General features: G+C 67.0%; 19 protein-coding genes. 10 read left to right on the top strand and 9 right to left on the bottom strand.

Annotated elements, in window-relative coordinates; all coding sequences use genetic code 11:
* Window positions 1-36: 36 nt before the first annotated feature.
* Window positions 37-2142 carry a methyl-accepting chemotaxis protein gene (locus G0D83_RS26935; protein WP_164197608.1) on the bottom strand — a complete coding sequence of 702 codons (2106 nt, stop codon included), beginning with the start codon at window positions 2140-2142 and terminating at the stop codon, window positions 37-39.
* A gap of 157 nt (window positions 2143-2299) precedes the next feature.
* The gene (choX, locus tag G0D83_RS26930; protein ID WP_164197607.1) at window positions 2300-3220 is read right to left on the bottom strand and encodes a choline ABC transporter substrate-binding protein; all 921 of its coding nucleotides are present in this window, start codon (window positions 3218-3220) and stop codon (window positions 2300-2302) included.
* 164 nt (window positions 3221-3384) lie between these two features.
* Here choX and ade point away from each other — a divergent pair, with 164 nt between their 5' ends.
* Entirely contained in the window at window positions 3385-5082 is a 1698-nt protein-coding gene (gene ade, locus G0D83_RS26925) for an adenine deaminase (protein WP_164197606.1), read from the top strand.
* A 6-nt stretch (window positions 5083-5088) separates the two neighbouring features.
* Here the strand turns inward: ade and G0D83_RS26920 are convergent, their stop codons facing one another.
* The 4 genes from G0D83_RS26920 to dapD form a co-directional block, all read right to left on the bottom strand.
* Window positions 5089-5436, bottom strand: a complete 348-nt coding sequence (locus tag G0D83_RS26920) for a hypothetical protein (RefSeq protein WP_164197605.1) — start codon at window positions 5434-5436, stop codon at window positions 5089-5091.
* 68 nt (window positions 5437-5504) lie between these two features.
* On the bottom strand, window positions 5505-6536 hold the full coding sequence (locus G0D83_RS26915) for a sodium:calcium antiporter (protein ID WP_164197604.1): 1032 nt from the start codon (window positions 6534-6536) through the stop codon (window positions 5505-5507).
* 4 nt (window positions 6537-6540) lie between these two features.
* Window positions 6541-6783 (bottom strand): GlsB/YeaQ/YmgE family stress response membrane protein, encoded by a 243-nt coding sequence (locus tag G0D83_RS26910; protein ID WP_108964412.1) that lies wholly within the window; start codon window positions 6781-6783, stop codon window positions 6541-6543.
* A gap of 174 nt (window positions 6784-6957) precedes the next feature.
* Window positions 6958-7785 (bottom strand): 2,3,4,5-tetrahydropyridine-2,6-dicarboxylate N-succinyltransferase, encoded by an 828-nt coding sequence (dapD, locus tag G0D83_RS26905; RefSeq protein ID WP_164197603.1) that lies wholly within the window; start codon window positions 7783-7785, stop codon window positions 6958-6960.
* A gap of 145 nt (window positions 7786-7930) precedes the next feature.
* On the opposite strand from dapD, the gene G0D83_RS26900 reads away from it, so the two are divergent.
* Complete coding sequence (locus tag G0D83_RS26900; protein ID WP_108964414.1) at window positions 7931-8326, top strand: VOC family protein; 396 nt, start codon at window positions 7931-7933, stop codon at window positions 8324-8326.
* Between the two features lie 99 nt (window positions 8327-8425).
* Here the strand turns inward: G0D83_RS26900 and G0D83_RS26895 are convergent, their stop codons facing one another.
* On the bottom strand, window positions 8426-9343 hold the full coding sequence (locus tag G0D83_RS26895; RefSeq protein ID WP_164197602.1) for a threonine/serine dehydratase: 918 nt from the start codon (window positions 9341-9343) through the stop codon (window positions 8426-8428).
* Window positions 9344-9417: 74 nt separating this feature from the next.
* Between G0D83_RS26895 and G0D83_RS26890 the strand changes: the two genes are divergently transcribed.
* The gene (locus G0D83_RS26890) at window positions 9418-10260 is read left to right on the top strand and encodes an LOG family protein (RefSeq protein ID WP_164197601.1); all 843 of its coding nucleotides are present in this window, start codon (window positions 9418-9420) and stop codon (window positions 10258-10260) included.
* A 103-nt stretch (window positions 10261-10363) separates the two neighbouring features.
* Here G0D83_RS26890 and G0D83_RS26885 read toward each other — a convergent pair whose 3' ends face one another.
* A complete protein-coding gene (locus tag G0D83_RS26885; protein ID WP_235940308.1) occupies window positions 10364-12175 on the bottom strand; it encodes a nucleoside-diphosphate sugar epimerase/dehydratase in 1812 nt (603 codons plus the stop codon).
* Between the two features lie 505 nt (window positions 12176-12680).
* On the opposite strand from G0D83_RS26885, the gene G0D83_RS26880 reads away from it, so the two are divergent.
* The 3 genes from G0D83_RS26880 to G0D83_RS26870 all read left to right on the top strand — a co-directional run bounded on the left by G0D83_RS26880 (window position 12681) and on the right by G0D83_RS26870 (window position 14882).
* A complete protein-coding gene (locus tag G0D83_RS26880; protein ID WP_164197599.1) occupies window positions 12681-13703 on the top strand; it encodes an aspartate-semialdehyde dehydrogenase in 1023 nt (340 codons plus the stop codon).
* 256 nt (window positions 13704-13959) lie between these two features.
* Complete coding sequence (locus G0D83_RS26875; protein WP_159099528.1) at window positions 13960-14103, top strand: hypothetical protein; 144 nt, start codon at window positions 13960-13962, stop codon at window positions 14101-14103.
* Between the two features lie 389 nt (window positions 14104-14492).
* Window positions 14493-14882 carry a hypothetical protein gene (locus tag G0D83_RS26870; protein ID WP_235958203.1) on the top strand — a complete coding sequence of 130 codons (390 nt, stop codon included), beginning with the start codon at window positions 14493-14495 and terminating at the stop codon, window positions 14880-14882.
* 13 nt (window positions 14883-14895) lie between these two features.
* Here G0D83_RS26870 and G0D83_RS26865 read toward each other — a convergent pair whose 3' ends face one another.
* On the bottom strand, window positions 14896-15543 hold the full coding sequence (locus G0D83_RS26865; RefSeq protein ID WP_164197598.1) for a carbonic anhydrase: 648 nt from the start codon (window positions 15541-15543) through the stop codon (window positions 14896-14898).
* A 148-nt stretch (window positions 15544-15691) separates the two neighbouring features.
* Here G0D83_RS26865 and G0D83_RS26860 point away from each other — a divergent pair, with 148 nt between their 5' ends.
* From G0D83_RS26860 to speB, 4 genes are all read left to right on the top strand, one after another.
* Entirely contained in the window at window positions 15692-16114 is a 423-nt protein-coding gene (locus G0D83_RS26860) for a hypothetical protein (protein WP_370457327.1), read from the top strand.
* 140 nt (window positions 16115-16254) lie between these two features.
* On the top strand, window positions 16255-17637 hold the full coding sequence (locus G0D83_RS26855; RefSeq protein WP_164197597.1) for a M17 family metallopeptidase: 1383 nt from the start codon (window positions 16255-16257) through the stop codon (window positions 17635-17637).
* A gap of 11 nt (window positions 17638-17648) precedes the next feature.
* Window positions 17649-18488 (top strand): C40 family peptidase, encoded by an 840-nt coding sequence (locus G0D83_RS26850; RefSeq protein ID WP_164197726.1) that lies wholly within the window; start codon window positions 17649-17651, stop codon window positions 18486-18488.
* A gap of 1 nt (window position 18489) precedes the next feature.
* Window positions 18490-19452, top strand: coding sequence for an agmatinase (gene speB / locus G0D83_RS26845; RefSeq protein ID WP_164197596.1), 963 nt, complete (start codon window positions 18490-18492; stop codon window positions 19450-19452).
* The last annotated feature ends 3 nt before the right edge of the window (window positions 19453-19455 follow it).

The raw sequence follows: 19455 nt of genomic DNA, 5'->3' as shown, positions 1-19455 counted from the left end.
GCCTGCGCGAGGGGTTTCGCGCGCACCGCCGATCCGTCAGGCCGCGCGGCTTTGCGGTGGATGGGCGTCCTGCGGGGCGCGCAGGTCGAATTCGCTTACCAGTGCTGAAAGCCTCTGCGCCCCCTCAGCGAGCTCGGTGGAGGCGTCCCGGCTGGCATCGGCGACCTCGATGTTCTGGGAGGTAAGGTCGCGCAGCCGGGTCATGGCGTTGTTCACCCCCTGAAGCTCGCGGTTCTGCGCCTCGGCGGCGGCGCTGATATTCGAGAGGACCTCGTCGACCCGGAGGATCTGTTCGAGAATGGCCTGCAGCGCCTCGCCGGTCTCTCCCACGAGGTTGACGCCGCCGCTGACCTCCCGGGCGCTTTCCTCGATCAGGCCCTTGATCTCGAGCGCGGCATCGGCGGAGCGGCTGGCGAGCCCTTGCACCTCCATGGCGACCACCGCGAAGCCCCGGCCCGACTCGCCTGCGCGTGCGGCCTCGACCCCGGCGTTGAGCGCTAGGAGATTTGTCTGGAAGGAAATGTCCTCGATCACCGCGGTGATCTGCGCGATACGCCCGGAGCTCTCGGCGATACGATCCATGGCGGCCACCGCATTGCGCACCACCTCGCCCGAGCGGTCGGCGCGGCCCTTGGCCTCATCGGCGAGGTCCTTCACGTCCTTCAGCGCGCCATTGGTCTCGGCCAGGGTGCTGGTCAGCCCCGAGACCGTCTCAGCGGTGCTGCTGATGGTCTCGACCTGGGCGGTGGTGCGTTCGGAGAGATCGGCGGCCGAGCCACGCAACCCGCGCGAGCGTTCCTCGATCTCTCCGACGGTGCCGGAGACGGCGCGCATCACCTCGCGCAGACGGGCGGTGGCGGTGTTGAAGTCGTTGCGGATCGCGTCGTATTCCTCGGCCAGAGGCTCGTCAAAGCGCAGGGTCAGATCGGCGCGGGCCAGCGCGTTCAGACCCTCGGTGACGAGATCGACGACCTGCTGGTGGCGGGCATTGAGCTGGGCCTCGTCCTCGGCGCGCTTTTCGATCGCGGCGCGCGAGAGTTGCTTGAAGCGGTAGATCGACTGCGCCATGTGCCCGATCTCGCCGCGGCTGTCGATGTAGGGCACCCAGGCCTCGAACCGGCCCTCGACGAAATCCATCATCACCGAGGTGAGCCGCCCGAGCCGCCGCGTGACGAACTCGGCGATCAGCACCCCGGTTCCGGCCGTGGCGAGGGCGACCAGGAGCGTCAGCGCGCCTGTGATCATCAGGGCCCTGCGCGCCTCTTGCGCGGTGGCGAGCGCCAGCGCCGAGGTTTGCGTGCTGAGGCCGGTCTCGACTTCGCGGAGCGCATCGATCCAGGCCGTCGAGGCGGCGAACCAGGCAGGGGCGGTCAGCGTGCCGCGCGCGCCCCCGTAGGGCAGCGCCGAGATCGTTTCGACCATCGGCGCCAAGGCCTGCGCGGCAGGGGTGGCGCGCAGCTCGTCGAGCAGGGCTGGCCGCTGCAGTACAAGCGCCGCGCGCGCGAGGGAGGCGTTTTCGCGCGCGGTGAGTTCCATGAAGCGGCGGTGCACCTGCGGCGGGAAGACATCGGTTCCGAGCCCGGTTGCGCCCATGGCGCGGGCCAGCCCGGCGCTTTCCTTGGCAAGGCCGATTTCCTCGCGCGCCTCCATGAGGGCGCGCGTCGCCGGGGAGCGTGCGAAGTCGCGCATCTGCCGTCCCGCGGCGAGCAGCAGATCCACCAGCCCGGTGTAGGTCCCGGCCAGTTCAGGCACGCTCAGGGCAAAGCGGTCGATCTTTGCGCGAAGATCGGGCAGGGCGTCGGTCTGCTCGCGGAGGGTGGCCATGGTCATGGGGGCGGCGGTTTCGGCCGCGGGGACCGCATCGAAGAACTTGGCGAGCAGGGCGTCGGTAGCCTGGCGCTGCGCCGCGAGATCGGCGGCGAAATTCTTGCCGCGGGACGAGGTGAAGCCGGCCGAATAGCCGCGTTCCTTCTGCAGCGCGTGCACGAGATCCGCGAACACCTCGGCCTCGGTCGCGATGCGTGCGACCCGCTCGAGCGCTTGGGCATTGCGGTTCAGGCGCAGCAACTCCTGCCCGGAGAAATAGAGCACCAGCGCCAGAAGGGGGCCGAGCGCGCCCAGAAGTATCAGTCGCAGGCTCATTGGCAAGGGTCCGTCCAAGAAGTGCAAGCTTGGACCTTGTGGACCCGGAGGGGTGAACACTTGCTGAACGGCGCGAAGGCGCGAGCGGAAATATGTCGCGAAATTGATTGGCTTCGCGGCGCCCCGCCTGATCACGGCGGGGCGCCGGAGGTCGGCGTCAGTTCAGGGCCGCGGTCACGGCGGCCTTGGCATCGCCCCCCTCAAGCGTGGTGACGCCCTCGAGCCAGCCGTCGAGCACGCCCGCGTTGGCCTTGAGCCAAGCGGCGGCGGCCTTGTCGGGATCGGTGCCGTCGTTGAGGATCGCGCCCATGATCTCGTTTTCCATCTGCAGCGAGAATTCGAGATTCTCCAGCAGCTTGCCGACGTTGGGGCACTCTTCAACGTAGCCGGCGCGGGTGTTCGTGTAGACCGTGGCACCGCCGAAATCCGGGCCGAACCAGTCGTCCCCGCCCGACAGGTAGGTGAGGTCGAAATTGGCGTTCATCGGGTGCGGCTCCCAGCCCAGGAAGACGATCGGCTCATCGCGCTTGGTGGCGCGGTCGACCTGCGCCAGCATGCCCTGCTCGGAGCTTTCCTTGACGTCGAACGCCTTGAGGCCGAAGGCATCGGCCTCGATCATGTCGAGGATCAGCCGGTTGCCGTCGTTGCCCGGTTCGATGCCGTAGATGGTCTCGTCGAGCTCGTCGGCATGGGCGGCGATGTCGGCGAAATCGGCGATGCCGAGCGCAGCCCCGGCGGCGTTGGTGGCCAGCGTGTACTTTGCGCCTTCGAGGTTGGCTCGAACCGTGTCGACCGAGCCCTTCTCGCGATAGGGGGCGATATCGCCTTCCATGGTGGGCATCCAGTTGCCGAGGAAGACATCCACGTCGCCGCGGTCCATCGAGGTATAGGTGACCGGCACCGAAAGCACCTTGATGTCGGTGTCATAGCCAAGCGCCTGCAGCACCACGGTGGTGGCGGCAGTGGTGGCGGTGATGTCGGTCCAGCCGACGTCCGAGAAGGTGACGCTGTCGCAATCCGCATGGGCGGCGCCGGCCGTGGCGAGCGCGGTGAGAAGCGCGAGGCGGGAGATGGTCATGATCTTGTCCCCTGTTGGTTTTTTGTGCGCGCAAGTAAGCCCCTTTCGCCAATGCTTTGCAACGGCTCCGGGCGCAAGGCCTCTCGCCTTTCTGGCGCGGGCTGTGGCAGGCTTCGCAAAACACGACAGCAAGACACAACGAAGAGCGGCGGACGGAGACAGGCATGGCGGAACTCGAGACGAAGATCGCGCAGGGGCGCGGGGACGAGGCGGCGGATCTGGTGCTCAAGGGGGGGCGGATTTTCGATCTGGTCACCGGCGAGCTGATCGCGGGCGATGTGGCGATCTGCGGCGACACGATCGTCGGAGTTTACGAAAGTTATGCGGGGCGTGAGGAGATCGACGTCGGGGGCGCGATCCTCGTGCCCGGGTTCATCGATACGCATTTGCACATCGAGAGCTCTCTGGTCACCCCGTTCGAGTTCGACCGCTGCGTGACGCCGCGCGGGGTGACCACGGCGATCTGTGACCCGCATGAGATCGCCAATGTGATCGGCGCCGAGGGCATCCGGTATTTCCAGCAGGCCTCGGCGCATACGCTCATGGACATTCGGGTGCAGCTTTCTTCCTGCGTGCCGTCGACCCACATGGAAACCGCCGGCGCGGAGTTGCTGGCCGAGGACATCGCCGCGCTGATGGGCCATGCCTCGGGGATCGGACTGGCGGAGTTCATGAACTACCCCGGAGTGATCTTCCGCGATCCCGAGGCGATGAAGAAGCTCAAGCTTTTCGAGGGCGCGCATATCGACGGGCATTGTCCGCTGCTGTCGGGCCGCGATCTCAATGCATATGTCGCGGCGGGCATCCGTACCGAGCACGAGGCGACCAGCGCAGAGGAGGCGCTGGAGAAGTTGCGCAAGGGAATGCGTGTGCTGATCCGCGAAGGGTCCGTCAGCAAGGACCTGCACGCGCTGCAGCCGCTGCTCAGCGAGCGCACCTCGCCCTACATGTGCCTCTGCACCGACGACCGGAACCCGCTGGACATCGGCGAGCATGGGCATCTCGATTACATGATCCGCACGTTGATCGCGTTGGGCACGCCGCCGCTGGCCGCCTATCGCGCGGCGTCGCTGTCGGCGGCCGAGGCGTTTGGCCTCAAGGACCGCGGCATGATCGCGCCGGGCAAGCGGGCGGACATCGTGGCGATCGACAGCCTTGAAGGGTGCCACGCGCAGCTCGTGCTGGCGGGCGGCGTGGTGGTGGATGACGCGGCCTTTGCCGCGCGCGAGACGATCCCCGAGGTTGGGCGCGGGTCGGTGCATGCGCCGAAGCTTGATGCGCAGAGCTTCCGCGCCACGGCCAATCGCGAGGAGACCGATGTGATCGGCATCCGCGAGGGGCAGATCCTCACCGATCACCTGCACGAGACCGTCGAGATCGAGAACGGTGACAAGGCGCCCGACGTGGCGCGGGATCTGATCCGCATCGCGGTGGTCGAGCGGCACGGCAAGAACGGCAATATCGCCACGGGTTTCGTGCGCGGCTTCGGGCTTCAGAAGGGGGCGATCGCCTCGACCGTGTGCCACGACCACCACAACATCGCCTGTGTCGGGGCGGACTACGCCGACATGGCGCTGGCCTCGAACCGTCTGGCGGAGATCGAGGGGGGCTTCGTGGTGGCGGCGGAGGGGAAAATCATCGCCGAGTTGGCGCTGCCGGTGGCGGGGCTGATGAGCCTCTTGCCCTTCGAGGAGGTGCGCGACCGGCTGGTCGAGCTGCGCGCCGCGGCGCGCGGTCTGGGGGTGACGCTCGAGGAGCCCTTCCTGCAGCTCGCCTTCCTTGCGCTGCCGGTGATCCCCGCGCTGAAGATCACCGACCGCGGCATGGTGGATGTCACGAAATTCGAGATCATCCCCGGCTGAGCGGGATCACTCTTCGTCGTCGTCCTCGTCATCGTCGTAGAACGGGGTGACCTGGGCGACGATCACCGAGTTCTCCTCGAGGGCGCGGCCCATCAGCTCGCGTTCCGCGTCGTCGATCTCCATGCCCTGCGCGACGCGCTCTTCCTCGGTGCCGTAGCCGGTCACGTCGAGCGGGTTCATGTCCGCCTGCTTGAGGATCGCCACGGTCTCGCGCACTGCCTCTGCCTCGTCCACGCCGGAGGCGTAGCAGAGCAGCCCGGCGCCGGTCGCGCCCTTGGGCAGACCGTCGCCATCCTTGCGGCCGACCTCGACCAGAAGCGTGTAGACCTGCTGTTTCGACGGTTTCTTGCCCATGTTCTCTCGCTCCGCGATGGTTGCCGTCCGCAATGCGCAAGCGGCACGGACATGTCAAGCAAGCCGCGTCAGGGGGCGATCACGGCGACCGCCACGGCACAGGCGTAGACCGCCATCATCAACACGCTCTCGATGCCGATCCGGGCCGGACCCTCGCGCTGGCGGAGGATCAGCCCGCCGAGCAGGATGGCGGTCATGATGAGGCCCGTCGCCAGCCAGTACACATCTGTCTGGGTCATGTGGTGGAACAGCGAGCCTTCGCGGTAGGCGACGTCGGAGAAGACAAGGAACAGCGTGTCGAAAGTATTGCCGCCGATGATCCCGCCCACGGCAAGCTGCAATGCGCCGCGGCGCACGGCGACCAGCGTGGTGATCAACTCTGGCAGCGAGGTGACAGTGGCGGTGATCAGCGCGCCGACGAGGCTGGAGCCGAGGCCGAAGCGAGTGATGAACGTGCTGCCGACCTGTGAGATCACCCATCCGCAGAGCCCCATGATCGCCACCAGCGCCGCGAAGATCAACGCCGGCCTCATCACCGGGGCTTGGGGGTCGTTCTCGTCGTCGGGTTCGTCGTGGCGGGTGTCGGAAGTCTCCACCGGCTGCCACATGGGTTGCTCGCGTACCGAGGCCGAGAGTTTCACGCCCGCGATGTAGGCAATGAGCATGAGCGGTGAGATCGGGTGGATGCCGAGCAGGGTGATTTCCGGCCCGGCCATCGCGGCCAAGGGTAGCGAAAGCAGCAGCATGAGCATGACTGCCTGGAACAGGTTCGCCGGTTCGGCGGCGGCGTGCTCCAGATTGGCACGGCGGTGCAGCAGGTCGGCTATGGCAAGGAACAACGTCTGCGCGGCGATGCCGCCCACCGCGTTGGAGACGGCAAAGCTGGCGTCCCCGCTCGCCGCGCCGGTCACAGATACGACGACCCCCGAAAGAGAGGTGGCACCGCCGAGCAAAACACCGCCCGCCAGTGCCTCTCCCATGCGGGTGCGATCAGCGATGAGGTCGGCAAGCGAGGTCGCGCGCACCGACACCGCCAGGACGATGGCGCCGGCCACCGCGAAGATGGCCAGCAGCCAGGGCAGGGAGAGGGAGGCGATCAAGAGGTCAGCGCAGCTTGCGGTAGCCCCAGATCAGCAGGCAGGCGCCGATGATGCCGACGAAGAGCTGCGGGATCCAGGTGTTGGCGGCGTAAATGCCGACCAGCGACAGGATCAGGTTCAGCACGACCGCGCCGATGATTCCGAGGATGACATTGGTGAGAATGCCGGTGTCGGCCTTCATGATCATAGAGGCAATCCAGCCTGCAAGCCCGCCGACGATAATGGACGCAAGAATTCCGAGACCCATGGTGCGTATCCCTCATTTGGAAAAGTGACGCAGGGAGAACGCCTTGGGCGGAGAATGGTTCCGAGATCGGGCGCGCCGGGGCCCGGCGGCGTTCGATGTGTGGGGGGACGCAAAGAAAAGGGGCGCCGCGCGGCGCCCCGTTCCGAATGGTCTGCCGGGCCGGGGCCCGCACGCTCAGTCGCGCAGCAGCTCGTTGATGCCGGTCTTCGAGCGGGTCTTTTCGTCGACGCGCTTGACGATGACCGCGCAGTAGAGGCTGACGCCGTTCTTCGAGGGCATCGAGCCCGCGACGACCACCGAGTAGGGCGGCACTTCGCCGTACATGACTTCGCCGGTCTCGCGGTCGACGATCTTGGTCGACTGGCCGAGGAAGACGCCCATGCCGAGCACCGAGCCCTCGCGGACGATCACGCCCTCGACAACTTCCGAACGCGCGCCGATGAAGCAGTTGTCCTCGATGATGGTCGGGCCGGCCTGCATGGGCTCGAGCACGCCGCCGATGCCGACGCCGCCCGAGAGGTGCACGCCCTTGCCGATCTGCGCGCAGGAACCGACGGTCGCCCAGGTGTCCACCATGGTGCCGCTGTCGACATAGGCGCCGAGGTTGACGAACGACGGCATCAGCACCACGCCCGGCGCGATATAGGCCGACTTGCGCACAACGGCGTTGGGCACGGCGCGGAAGCCCGCGGCCTTCCACTGGTTGTCGCCCCAGCCCTTGAACTTGCTGTCGACCTTGTCCCACCAGCCAGAGCCCTGCGGGCCGCCGTCGTGCTGCTCCATGTCCTTGATGCGGAAGCCGAGCAGCACCGCCTTCTTGGCCCACTGGTTGACGTGCCAGCTGCCGTCCGCCTGTTTCTCCGCCACGCGCAGCGTGCCGCTGTCGAGGGCGTTGAGCGTGTCCTCGATGGCGTCGCGGGTTTCGCCGGTGGTTGCGGGGGTGATCGTGTCGCGCGCCTCCCAGGCGGCTTCGATGGCGGTCTCGAGCTGGGCGTTGGACATTTGCGTCTCCTCTCGTGCGGGTTTACTGCCCTATAGCGGCAGGGTGCCGCCGCGACAATCCGAACCGTGGGCAGCCCCCTATGCTCCCCATGGGCGAGCCGTCGAGGTGCGGCGCCTGCAGGGCAGGCCAAGACAGGAGAGACCGATGGCAAAACCAATCCACAGCATGATCCGCGTGCTCGACGAGGCGCGCTCGCTGGCCTTCTACGACACCGCTTTCGGGTTGAAGGTGGCGGACCGTCTGGATTTCCCGGACTTCACGTTGATCTACCTCCGTACCCCCGAGAGCGATTTCGAGCTCGAGTTGACGGTGAACAAGGGGCGGACCGAGCCCTACGAGATCGGCGATGGCTATGGGCATCTCGCGGTCTCGGTCGCGGACCTCGAGGCCGAGCATGCGCGGCTGACTGCGGCGGGCCTTGCGCCGCGGAAGCTGGTGGAGTTTGCCCCCGCGGGCGAGGTGGTGGGCCGGTTCTTCTTTATCGCCGATCCCGATGGCTACCAGATCGAGGTTCTGGAGCGCAGCGGGCGATTCTCTTGATCCGCTGACCGGCGCGGCAGGGCGGAGGAAGAGGGGGGGCTCTGCCTCTGCTCTGCCGCCGCCCCCCCGGAGACTTATATCCCGAAGACGCGCGCGGGCTCAGCCGAGCGGGTCGGGCGCTATATTGCCGCCGCAGAGCAGCACGGCGACGCGCTCGCCCGGTTCGGGGCGGTAGGCGCCCGAGCGGAGCGCGGCAAGGGCGGTGGCCCCGGCCGGCTCGACCAACAGGCGGTGAGCCTGCCAGAGCGCGCGCTGCGCCTCGGTGATGGCCTCGTCGGTGACGGTGACGCGACGGGTGAGGTGCCTTTGCGCCAGCTCGAAGCAGAGGCTGCCGATGCGCCGGGCGCCGAGGGCATTGGCGGCGACACCGGAAACCTCGACATCGACCGGCGCGCCGGCCTGCAGCGCGGCATCCAGCGTGCGGGCCTGTTCCGGCTCGACGGCAATGACCCGGCGCGCACCCTGCAGCCAGGCCAGCGCGCCGCCGATCAACCCACCGCCACCCACGGCGATCAGCACCGTGTCGGCCGCAAGCCCCTGCTGTTCCCACTCGCGCATGACGGTGCCCTGCCCGGCAAGGGTGGGGACGGCGTCATAGGCGTGTACCTGCATCGCGCCGGTCTCGGCCTCATAGGCGCGGGCCTGCTCCAGTGCATTGGCGTACTCACCGGGCACCACGGTGAGCGCCGCGCCGGTGCGCTCGATCAGGGCAATCTTGGCAGGGCCTGCCATCTCGGGCACGAAGATCTGTGCGCGGTGGCCGAGTTGCGTGGCGGCGTAGGCAACTGCGGCCCCGTGGTTGCCACCGGAGGCCGCCACCACCCCGGCGCCCGGCACCGGCAGGCTGAGCAGCGTGTTGAAGGCGCCGCGCGCCTTGAAGCTGCCGGTGTGCTGCATCTGCTCGAGCTTGAGGTCGATCGGCTGATCCCACAGTACCGCGCTGCGCATCACCGGGGTGCGCTGCACATGGGCGCTGCTGCGGTCTGCGGCGGCGGCGATCTCGGCTTTCCAGTCCATTTTCCGTTTTCCCCTGATGCTCTTGGCGCTGCGCACGCTATATTCAGAGTCTGAGCAGAACAAGGACGGCCGACATGAACGACGAACGCCATTCCATTTTCCGCGACGCGGGACGTGACCGCCGCACTGCCGAGCAGATCCCGGACACGCCGCAGACGCGCGCCCCGTCCTACCGACTCGCCTTTGCCGACGAGGCCTTCCTGTGCCGCGAGGAGTTGCGCCCGGTCCGGCTGCAGCTCGAGTTGCTGAAGCCGCAGCTCGAGCTCGACGAGCGGCAGATCGAAAGCACCATCGTGCTGTTCGGCGGGGCGCGGATTCCCGCGCCGGAACACAAGGACGGCGCGCGGACGCAGACCTTGGCGGACCTGTCGCGCTTCTACGAGGAAGCGCGGCTCTTCGCGCAGGTGATGACTCGCAAGTCGCTGGCCACCGGCAACCGGGAATTCGTCATCACCACCGGCGGCGGGCCGGGCGTGATGGAGGCGGGGAACCGCGGCGCCGAAGAGGTGGGGGGCGTTTCCATCGGGCTCAACATCGTGCTGCCGCACGAACAGGCGCCAAACGCATATGTGACGCCGAACCTGTGTTTCAACTTCCACTACTTCGCGATCCGCAAGATGCACTTCCTGATGCGCGCGCGCGCCATCTGCGTCTTCCCGGGCGGCTTCGGAACGCTCGACGAGATGTTCGAAGCGCTGACTCTGATCCAGACCGGACGCATGGAGCGGGTGCCCTTCCTGCTCTTCGGCCGCGAGTTCTGGGAGACGATCATCAACTGGGAGGCGCTGCAGGAGGCGGGAACGATCAGCCCCGAGGATCTCGATCTCTTCCGTTTCGTCGAAAGCGCGGAAGAAGCGGCGCATCTCATCGAGGAATGGGACCCGGCCCCGGCGCGCAGCGACATCCCCGGCCGTTAGGGCGCGAGCCTCCAGAAGACACGAAGAAGGGGCGCGTGATCCGCGCCCCTTTTCGATGTCTGCCGTTTCGTGCGTCCCGTCGCAAACGCTGCCGGGGCTGCGGTCAGAGAGATTGTTTCTCTTCCGCCTTGGCCGGCACCTCCTCGCTGCGCTCGACCCAGCGCGCGATGATTTCACGGGCGAATGCCTCGTCGCGCTCGCCGATGGCCTGGCGGAGATCCTTCATGGCAGTGGCGATCTCGAATTCCGACAGGTAGCTCTCCTGCGCGCGCAGGATCTTGTGGTGCGGCGTGGTCAGCATGTCGGTCGAGATCAGCAGCTCTTCATGCAGCTTCTCGCCCGGGCGCAGGCCGGTTACCTTGATCTCGATATCGCCGTCGGGGGTCTTGTCGTCGCGCACCGTGTAGCCGGCGCCCTCGATCATCTGGCGGGCCAGCTTGTGGATCGGCACCGGCTCGCCCATGTCGAGCACGAAGACGTCGCCGCCGCGCGAAAAGGATCCGGCCAGCAACACCAAGCGTGCCGCTTCCGAAATGGTCATGAAGTAGCGGGTGACCCGGGTGTCGGTGAGGGTGACCGGGCCGCCACGGGCGATCTGCTCCTCGAAGAGCGGGATCACCGAACCGGAAGAGCCCAGCACGTTGCCGAAGCGGACCATCGAGAAGCGGGTGTCGCTGCTGCGGGTGGCGAGATCCTGCACCAGCAGTTCGGCGAGGCGCTTCGAGGCGCCCATGACGTTGGTCGGGCGCACGGCCTTGTCAGAGGAGACGAGGATGAAGCGCTCGACCCCGGCCTCGCGGGCGGCCTCGGCGATGACCTTGGTGCCCAGCACGTTGTTGCGCATGCCGGCGATGACGTTGTTCTCGACCAGGGGCAGGTGCTTGTAGGCGGCGGCGTGCAGCACCACGTCGATGCGGTATTGCTCGAGCACGCGGGCGACGAGCGTCTCGTCAAGCACCGAGCCGAGCACGGGGGTGATCTTGAGCCCGTGGCCAGAGAGGTCGCGCAGCTCCTTGTCGATGTTGTAGAGCGCCAGTTCGGAGTGATCGAGCGCGACGATGCACTCGGGCTTGCAACCGAGCAGCTGACGGCAGAGCTCGGAGCCGATGGAGCCGCCGGCACCGGTGATCAGAATGCGGCGCCCGGAGTAGGCGTGGCTGACGCCCGGCAGCTCGCTCTCGAGCCGGCCGCGACCAAGCAGGTCATCGAGCGACACCGGCGAGACGCGTTTGCGCAACTCGCCCTCGCCGACCAACTCGGCGAAGGAGGGCAGGGCGTGGACCTCGCAGCCGATGGCGCGAAGCCGGTGGGCGATCCGCGCCAGCTCGGGCGGGCGGATCGAGGGCATGGCGAGCACCACGCGGTCTATGTTGCGGGTCTCGATCAGGTGTTTGACCGTCGAGGGCGCATGCACGCGCAGCCCCGAGACCACCAGCGATTGCAACGTCGGATTGTCGTCGACGAAGCAAACCGGCTCGATGGCTTCGTCCTGGCGCAGCGCCGCGACCAGCTGCTGGCCGGTCTTGCCGGCGCCGTAGATCAGCACGCGCATCCGCGGCTTGGTGCGGCGGTAGGCGACGATGGTGACGTGGCGCAGCGCGATCCGCCAGAAGGCGCTGAGCACCATGAGCAGGATGCCGAAGTTGAAATAGACCGGAATCGCGAGCCCCGGCGAGAGCAGCGCGTCGATGACCAGCGCCGCCACCGCGGTCAGCACCGAGAAGAGCGCGGTGCGGGTGATCGCGCGGGTCTCGAAGGCGTTGAGCTTGATCCGCGGCAATTGCAGGTGCCAGGAGATCGCGCCGCCCGCCAGCATGATCAGGATGACCAGCGGGGTCAGCTGCGCGGCGCTTGGCAGGCCGGCGCGCACCATCGCGTGCAGCATCAGCGCAAGACCGAGCGCCGCGGCGACCATGAAGATATCGAGGCTTAGGAAGATGACTTGTTTCTGGGGGCGAGACAGCGAGATGGCAGAACGGTAAAAGCGCAGCCTTGTCTTGCTGGGGCGTGATCGCGTCTTGGCGGCACCGGAGGGGCTTTGGGAATTCTGCTGCCTCTTAGTCGTTCGCCGCATTGTTGCTTCTGCCCAAATAGTCTTCAAATACGTTCATGATCTACGCACCTGCCTAAACATTGGACAAGGGCGGAGATGCTGCTTGCGCGCGGAAGAGCGGATTTCTTCCCTAGAATGCGATTTCAATGCCACGAAAATCGGCGGCGGAGAAGGAAAACCCCCGGCATTCCGGGGTTTTGTGGCAAAGTTTGCCGGAAGCGTGGTTATTTCGCAGCATGGGCCCGCCGGTCGCCGCGGCGCAGTGGAAAACAGCCCTTCCCGATATAGGTGGCATGCGATATGACGCGCGCCAGCCTGCATCGCGGGATCCACTCGCGCGCAGCAACCAGGAAGGAGAGCCAGAACCATGGGCTACAAGGTCGTTGTTGCCGGCGCCACGGGGAACGTGGGCCGTGAAATGCTGAACATCCTCGCCGAGCGCGAGTTCCCGGTCGATGAGATCGCCGTGCTTGCATCGCGAAAATCTCTGGGAACCGAGGTGAGCTTCGGCGACAAGACACTCAAGACCCAGGATCTTGCCACCTTCGACTTCACCGGCTGGGACATTGCACTCTTTGCCGTGGGCTCGGGTCCGACCAAGGAGTTCGCCCCCAAGGCCGCGGCGTCGGGCTGCGTGGTGATCGACAACAGCTCGCTTTACCGCTACGACCCGGACGTTCCGCTGATCGTGCCGGAAGTGAACGCCGACGCGGTGCACGGCTATTCGAAAAAGAACATCATCGCGAACCCGAACTGCTCGACCGCGCAGATGGTCGTGGCGCTGAAGCCGCTGCACGACCGCGCCAAGATCAAGCGCGTCGTCGTGTCGACCTACCAGTCGGTCTCGGGCTCGGGCAAGGAAGGCATGGACGAGCTTTGGGAGCAGACCAAGTCGGTCTACAACCCGGTCTCCGAGGTGCCGCCGAAGAAATACCCCAAGGAAATCGCCTTCAACGTCATTCCGCACATCGACGTCTTCATGGAAGACGGCTCGACCAAGGAAGAGTGGAAGATGGTCGCCGAGACCAAGAAGATCATCGACCCGTCCATCAAGCTGACCGCGACCTGCGTGCGCGTGCCGGTCTTCGTCGGTCACTCGGAAGCGATCAACATCGAGTTCGAGGACTTCCTCGACGAGGACGAGGCGCGCGACATCCTGCGCGAGGCGCCGGGCATCATGGTGATCGATAAGCGCGAAGACGGAGGCTACATCACGCCGAAGGAATGCGTTGGAGATTTCGCCACCTTCATCAGCCGGATCCGCCAGGACAGCACGATCGAGAACGGCCTGAACCTCTGGTGCGTTTCGGACAACCTGCGCAAGGGCGCGGCACTCAATGCCGTTCAGATTGCAGAGGTGCTTGGGCAAAAAGTGCTCAAGAAGGGCTGAGGCTCTCTCAAATCACTAACAAATCGTTAACGCCCGTCCCCGAAAGGGGGCGGGTTTTTGTCATGTTTATAAGCATTTCCCAGAAATTCGGATCACACCCCATCCATTGGGATAGGTGGGCCTCGCCCACTGGGAGCAGCACCTACTCCGCCGTCAGGATGGGCGGGCAATGCAGCCCTTGGTAGAAAAGGTGCATCAACAGCGACGGTTTCCGCCGCACCCGCCAGAAGGCGCAGCCAGTCAAAGGAGTGCCGACATGACCATCGATCTCGCAGACGTCGCCCGTGGCCGCCGCATCGTTGCCGTTGCTGCCCGCGACATGTCGCTGCTGAGCCGGCGGAGCCGTCCTATTCCCACCCTGATGGCGCGCCTGCTGCGCGGCTTCCGCCTGCCGGCCTGAAGGGACCAAGGGATTTGTACGAGTGCCGCCTCGGCGACCTGAGGTCGCCACGTAACAAGGCGAGTTATCCCCCGGGGGCGGGGAGTTTCGAGCCCCCATCGACCCTCGTGTCGCGTTGAGTTTCGCCGGCGGCGTTGTTTTGAGTGCCGGCATGGACGCGGGGGTCTCCGAGTGTTTCGGAGTGTGTGTTGTACCAGTAATGGCGGGGCGCGTGGTCGGGTGGTCGCGGGCCCCGCTGGTTCTTTGACGCTCGGCTGACGGCCGCCGATCCATCCGCCGAACGATGCCCGTCACAGTCCCCTCGTCACATGCCGTCGCCAATCGTGATCCGGTCGGGGGATGATCCGTGGTACACTCGACGTGTTTTCAGTATGGACGAGATTTGAGCAATGGATATTTTTGATCGTTCCGGCGCCTTGCCAGCGCCACGTTTCGGCGATTCTTCGCCAGTCCTGCCCCCCTTCGACCCTGAGAAACCGCGCGCGCCCGACACATTGCCGGGCGATCTCGATTCCGAGACCGCGGCGCTTCTTCGCATGGTTGTGCTGCCGCAGATCGAAGCCGCCTCCAGTTGGGGCGATCTGGTGATGCGGTTGCGGGAGAAGGGATTCGGTCTCGGCTTTCGCGCCGGGCGGATGATTCTCAACCGGCTCGACAGCGGGGCGGAGATTTGCACGGGGCGCAGCCTCGGCGCGCCCCTGCGGGGTCTGGCGGCGCGGCTCGGGCGCCCGGCGCTTCGGCTCAGCCGCGACGGGCTGAGCGCAAGGCTTCAGGGCTGAGCCGCGGGGCCACTCAGACGACGACGTAGTCGCCGGCTTTCGGGTCGTAGCATTCCAGCGATCCGCTGCCGATGTCGTGCCAAAGGCCGTGGATCGTCAGGTGCTGCGATTCGACCGCCTCTCGCACGAAGGGGAAGGTCATCAGGTTCTCGAGCGAGACCAGCACCGATTCCTTTTCGAGCGCGCGGGCCATGTCCTCAGGCTTGCGCTCGACCACCCGCTCGTAGCCGGGGCGCAGGATGTCCATCCAGCGGCCCACGAAGCTCGACTTCTCCTCGAGCTGGGGCGCATTGCCCGAGCACATGTCGAGGCAGCCCTTCACGCCGCCGCAGCTCGAGTGGCCCATGACGATGACATGGGCGACCTTGAGCGCGGTGACCGCGTATTCGACCGCCGCCGAGGTGCCGTGCTGTTGCCCGTCGGGCTTGTAGGGCGGCACGAGGTTGGCGATGTTGCGGTGAATGAAGAACTCGCCGGTATCCGCCCCGAAAATCGAAGTGACATGCACCCGGCTGTCGCAGCACGAGATGATCATGGCGCGCGGGTGCTGGCCCTCGGAGGCGAGGCGTCGGTACCACGAGGAATTTTCTGCATAGCTGGTTGCCTTCCAGCCCTGGAACCTCTGCACCAGGTAGGCGGGTAGCGGTTTGGCGTTGTGCATCTCGATCCTCCAAGCAACTTGAAGCCTTTGACGGGATACGCGGGATTGTCGCGGAATTCGAGAGAAGAAACGCCATCATCTAACCTTTTGGGAACCGGGGTCCGCTATGACAGCGCTGCCGTGGGGGCGCAGAGATGAGGAGAGGGCGGTGACCAAATCGCTGACGTCCGGCCCGACAGGCGCCAGGGCGGTGTCCCGGATCGCTGTGCTCGCACCCTTCGAGAAGGCCGGACTCGACCCGCAGCCGCTCGAGGAGATCTTCGCTCGGCTCGGCCCCTCCGAGGCGGAAAATGCGCTCTGCCGCGCGATGGAGGAGCTGGCCTACCGTCTTGGTGAGCTTGATCGCGTCCATGCGCAGGGCCGCTGGCGCGATGCCTCCCGCCATGCGCGCGAGCTTGGCGGCATCGCGAGATGTCTCGGGATGCAGTCGGTCGCGCGGATTTCCGAGGACGTGCTGACCTGTCTTGGCGATGGCGACGCCGTGGCGCTTGCAGCCACCGTGGCGCGGCTCGGCCGGGTGGGGGAGCGCTCGCTCTACGCCATCTGGGACATGGAGGACCAGGGGGGCTGACATCCGGCGTGCGCTGTCCAGCCCCAGATCGGCCGCTGTCTCCTCACGCAAGCGTCACCGCCGAACGTCCCGGCGTCCCGCCCCCTTGCGGGTGCCGCTGGCTCCGATAGGCTCGGCGCAAACCGACCAAGGGGACCTTCATGAACCTGACTTTCGCACCCGCCGACGCCGGCGCCCTGCCGTTGCATGTGATCGAGGCCGAGGCGCTGGAGAGCTGGCTGGCAGACCAGCCCGCACGCGTGCGCACCTGGGTGGAGGCCAGTGGCTTCGCGGGCGAGATCGGCAATGCACTGATGATTCCCGGCGAAAGCGGCGCTCCCGAGGCAGCGCTGCTCGGCTACGGAACCGCCGCGCGCCGCCGCCGTACCCGCTTTGTGCTGGCCGCAGGCGTCACCCGGCTTGCCTGCGGGACCTATCGTATCGCCTCGGGCCTGCCGGCCGCTGCCGCCGAGGAAGAGGCGCTCGGTTGGCTGCTCGCGGGCTATCGCTTCACGCGCTACGCCGGAGAGGCGCCCGAGATGCCGCGCCTCGTCGCCCCCGAGCGGGTCGATGCGGCAAAACTCGAAGTTCTCGCAGCCGCCGAGGCGCTGACCCGCGACCTGGTGAACACCCCCGCCTCCGACATGGGGCCGGAGCAGCTCGAGGCTGCGGCGCGTAGCCTCGCCGCTGAGTTCGAGGCCGAGATTGAGGTGACCACCGGCGCGGCGCTGCTCGAGAAGAATTTCCCGATGATCCACGCCGTCGGCCGCGCCAGCCCGCGCGCACCGCGGCTGATCGACATGCGCTGGGGCACGACCGGCCCGAGGCTGACGCTGGTCGGCAAGGGCGTCTGCTTCGACACCGGGGGTCTTAACCTCAAACCCGGCAGCTCCATGGGGCTGATGAAGAAAGACATGGGCGGCGCGGCCAACGTGCTGGGTCTTGCCCGGATGATCATGGCTCTGGGGCTGCAGTTGCAGCTGCGGGTGCTGATCCCGGCGGTGGAGAATTCGGTCAGCGGGGATGCCTTCCGCCCGCAGGACATCCTCACCTCGCGCAAGGGGCTGACGGTCGAGATCAACAACACCGATGCCGAGGGCCGGCTTGTGCTGGCCGACGCGCTGGCACTGGCGGACGAGGAAAAGCCCGACTTCATCCTGTCGATGGCGACGCTCACCGGCGCCGCCCGGGTTGCGGTCGGCCCCGATCTCGCGCCCTTCTACACCGATGACGAAGGCTTTGCGGCCGCGCTCACCAAGGCCAGCGGCCCGGCTGCTGACCCGGTCTGGCGCCTGCCCTTCTGGGAGCCCTACGAGGACAAGATCGAGCCCGGCATCGCCGATCTCGACAACGCCCCGGCGGGCGGCATGGCGGGCTCGATCACCGCGGCGCTCTTCCTGCGCCGCTTCGTGACCGACACGCCTTACGCGCATTTTGACATCTACGCCTGGAATCCCTCTCCCGCCCCGGCGCGGCCCAAGGGGGGGCTGGGGCAGGGGCCGCGCGCCATCCTCGGTGCGCTGCCGCAGGTGCTGGGCCTGTGAAGGACAGCATGCTGATGGACCGCCGCCTGACTCCCGCTAACGGCCGTGTCGCCGCCGCACGCCTGCAGGGGCAGGTCGAGGCGCAGTATTTCAGCGAAGGCGAGCCTGCGTCGGTCAGCGCCGCCGTCGCCGACCTGCTCAAGTCCCCGGGCGGCGCGCGCGACCGGCAGCTGACCTACGGGGCTGCCGTCACCGTCTACGAGCGCCACGAGGGCTGGGCCTTCGTGCAGGCGCAGGCCGATGGCTTCGTGGGCTACGTCTCGGAGGAGGCGCTTGGCCCGCGCACTGCGCCCACGCACCGCGTCGCCACCCGCGCCACCCACGCCTATGCCGAGGCCAACCTCAAGACGCCCGACCGTGCCTTCCTGACCCTTGGCGCGCGGCTTTGCGTCACCGGCCAATCGGGCAGCTTCCTCGAGACCGACGCAGGGTTCGTCCCCGCCGGTCACCTGCTGCCGCTGGATCGCCCGGAGCCCGACCCGGTCGCCGTCTCGGAACGACTGCTCGGCACGCCGTACCTCTGGGGCGGCAACTCGGCGATGGGCATCGATTGCTCGGGGCTGGTGCAGGCCGGCCTGCACGCCTGCGGTATCGACTGCCCCGGCGACAGCGACCTGCAGGAGCGGGCGCTTGGCGAGACCCTCGCGCCCGGCACCGCCCCGAAGCGCGGCGATCTGCTGTTCTGGAAAGGGCACGTTGCCTGGGTCGCCGATCCGCAGACCCTGCTGCACGCAAACGCCTATCACATGGCCGTCGCCCATGAGCCCATCGCCAGCGCGCTGACGCGCATCGTGACGCAGGGCGACGGCGAAGTCACCCGCCACGCCCGCCTGACCCCGACCGGAGCCTGACATGACCAGCGATCCCTTCTTCCACCCCGTCTCGGGCATGGACCTGCCGCGCTACGCGGGCATCCCCACCTTCATGCGCCTGCCGCTGGTGCAGCCGGACCACGCACGTTTCAAGGAGGTCGAGATCGGCCTCGTCGGCGTGCCCTGGGACAGCGGCACCACCAACCGCCCCGGCCCGCGCCACGGCCCGCGCCAGCTGCGTGACGCCTCGACGATGATCCGCGCCGAGCACGGGCATTTCGGCATCCGCCCCTTCGAGGCCGCGGCCTGCGCCGATCTCGGCGACGTCGGCCCGAACCCTGTCGACGTCCAGGACAGCATGGCGCGCATCACTGCCTTTTACGATAAGATCGTTGCCGGGGGCATCCGACCGCTCACCGGCGGCGGCGATCATCTCTGCTCGCTTCCTGTCCTGCGCGCTCTCGGCAAGGCAAAGCCGCTCGGCATGGTGCATTTCGACAGCCACACCGACCTCTGGGACAGCTATTTCGGCGGCTTCAAGTACACCCATGGCACGCCGTTCCGCCGCGCGGTGGAAGAGGGGCTGCTCGACCCCAAGCGCATCGTGCAGATCGGCATCCGCGGCCCGATGTACGACCACGAGGACCGCGACTTCGCCAAGGCGGAGGGCATCCGCATCATCCCGATCGAGGAGTTCCACGCCCGCGGCGTGCCCGACGTGATGGCCGAGGCGCGCGAGATCGTCGGCACCCTGCCCACCTATGTCAGCTACGACATCGATTTCGTCGATCCGACCTTCGCCCCCGGCACCGGCACGCCAGAGATCGGCGGGCCGAACTCCTATCAGGCACTGCAGGTCGTGCGCGAGCTGATGGGCTTGAACATCGTGGGTGCGGACCTCGTCGAGGTCTCGCCACCCTTCGACGCCTCGGGCGGCACCGCTTTCCTTGGCGTGACGATCATGTTCGAACTGCTCTGCGCCATGGTCGGCAAGGGCAGCTGAGGC

It is taken from the genome of Salipiger sp. PrR003 (assembly GCF_010500785.1).
Classification (GTDB): Bacteria; Pseudomonadota; Alphaproteobacteria; order Rhodobacterales; family Rhodobacteraceae; genus Salipiger; species Salipiger pacificus_A.
This window is presented reverse-complemented; position numbering and strand designations above follow the sequence as displayed.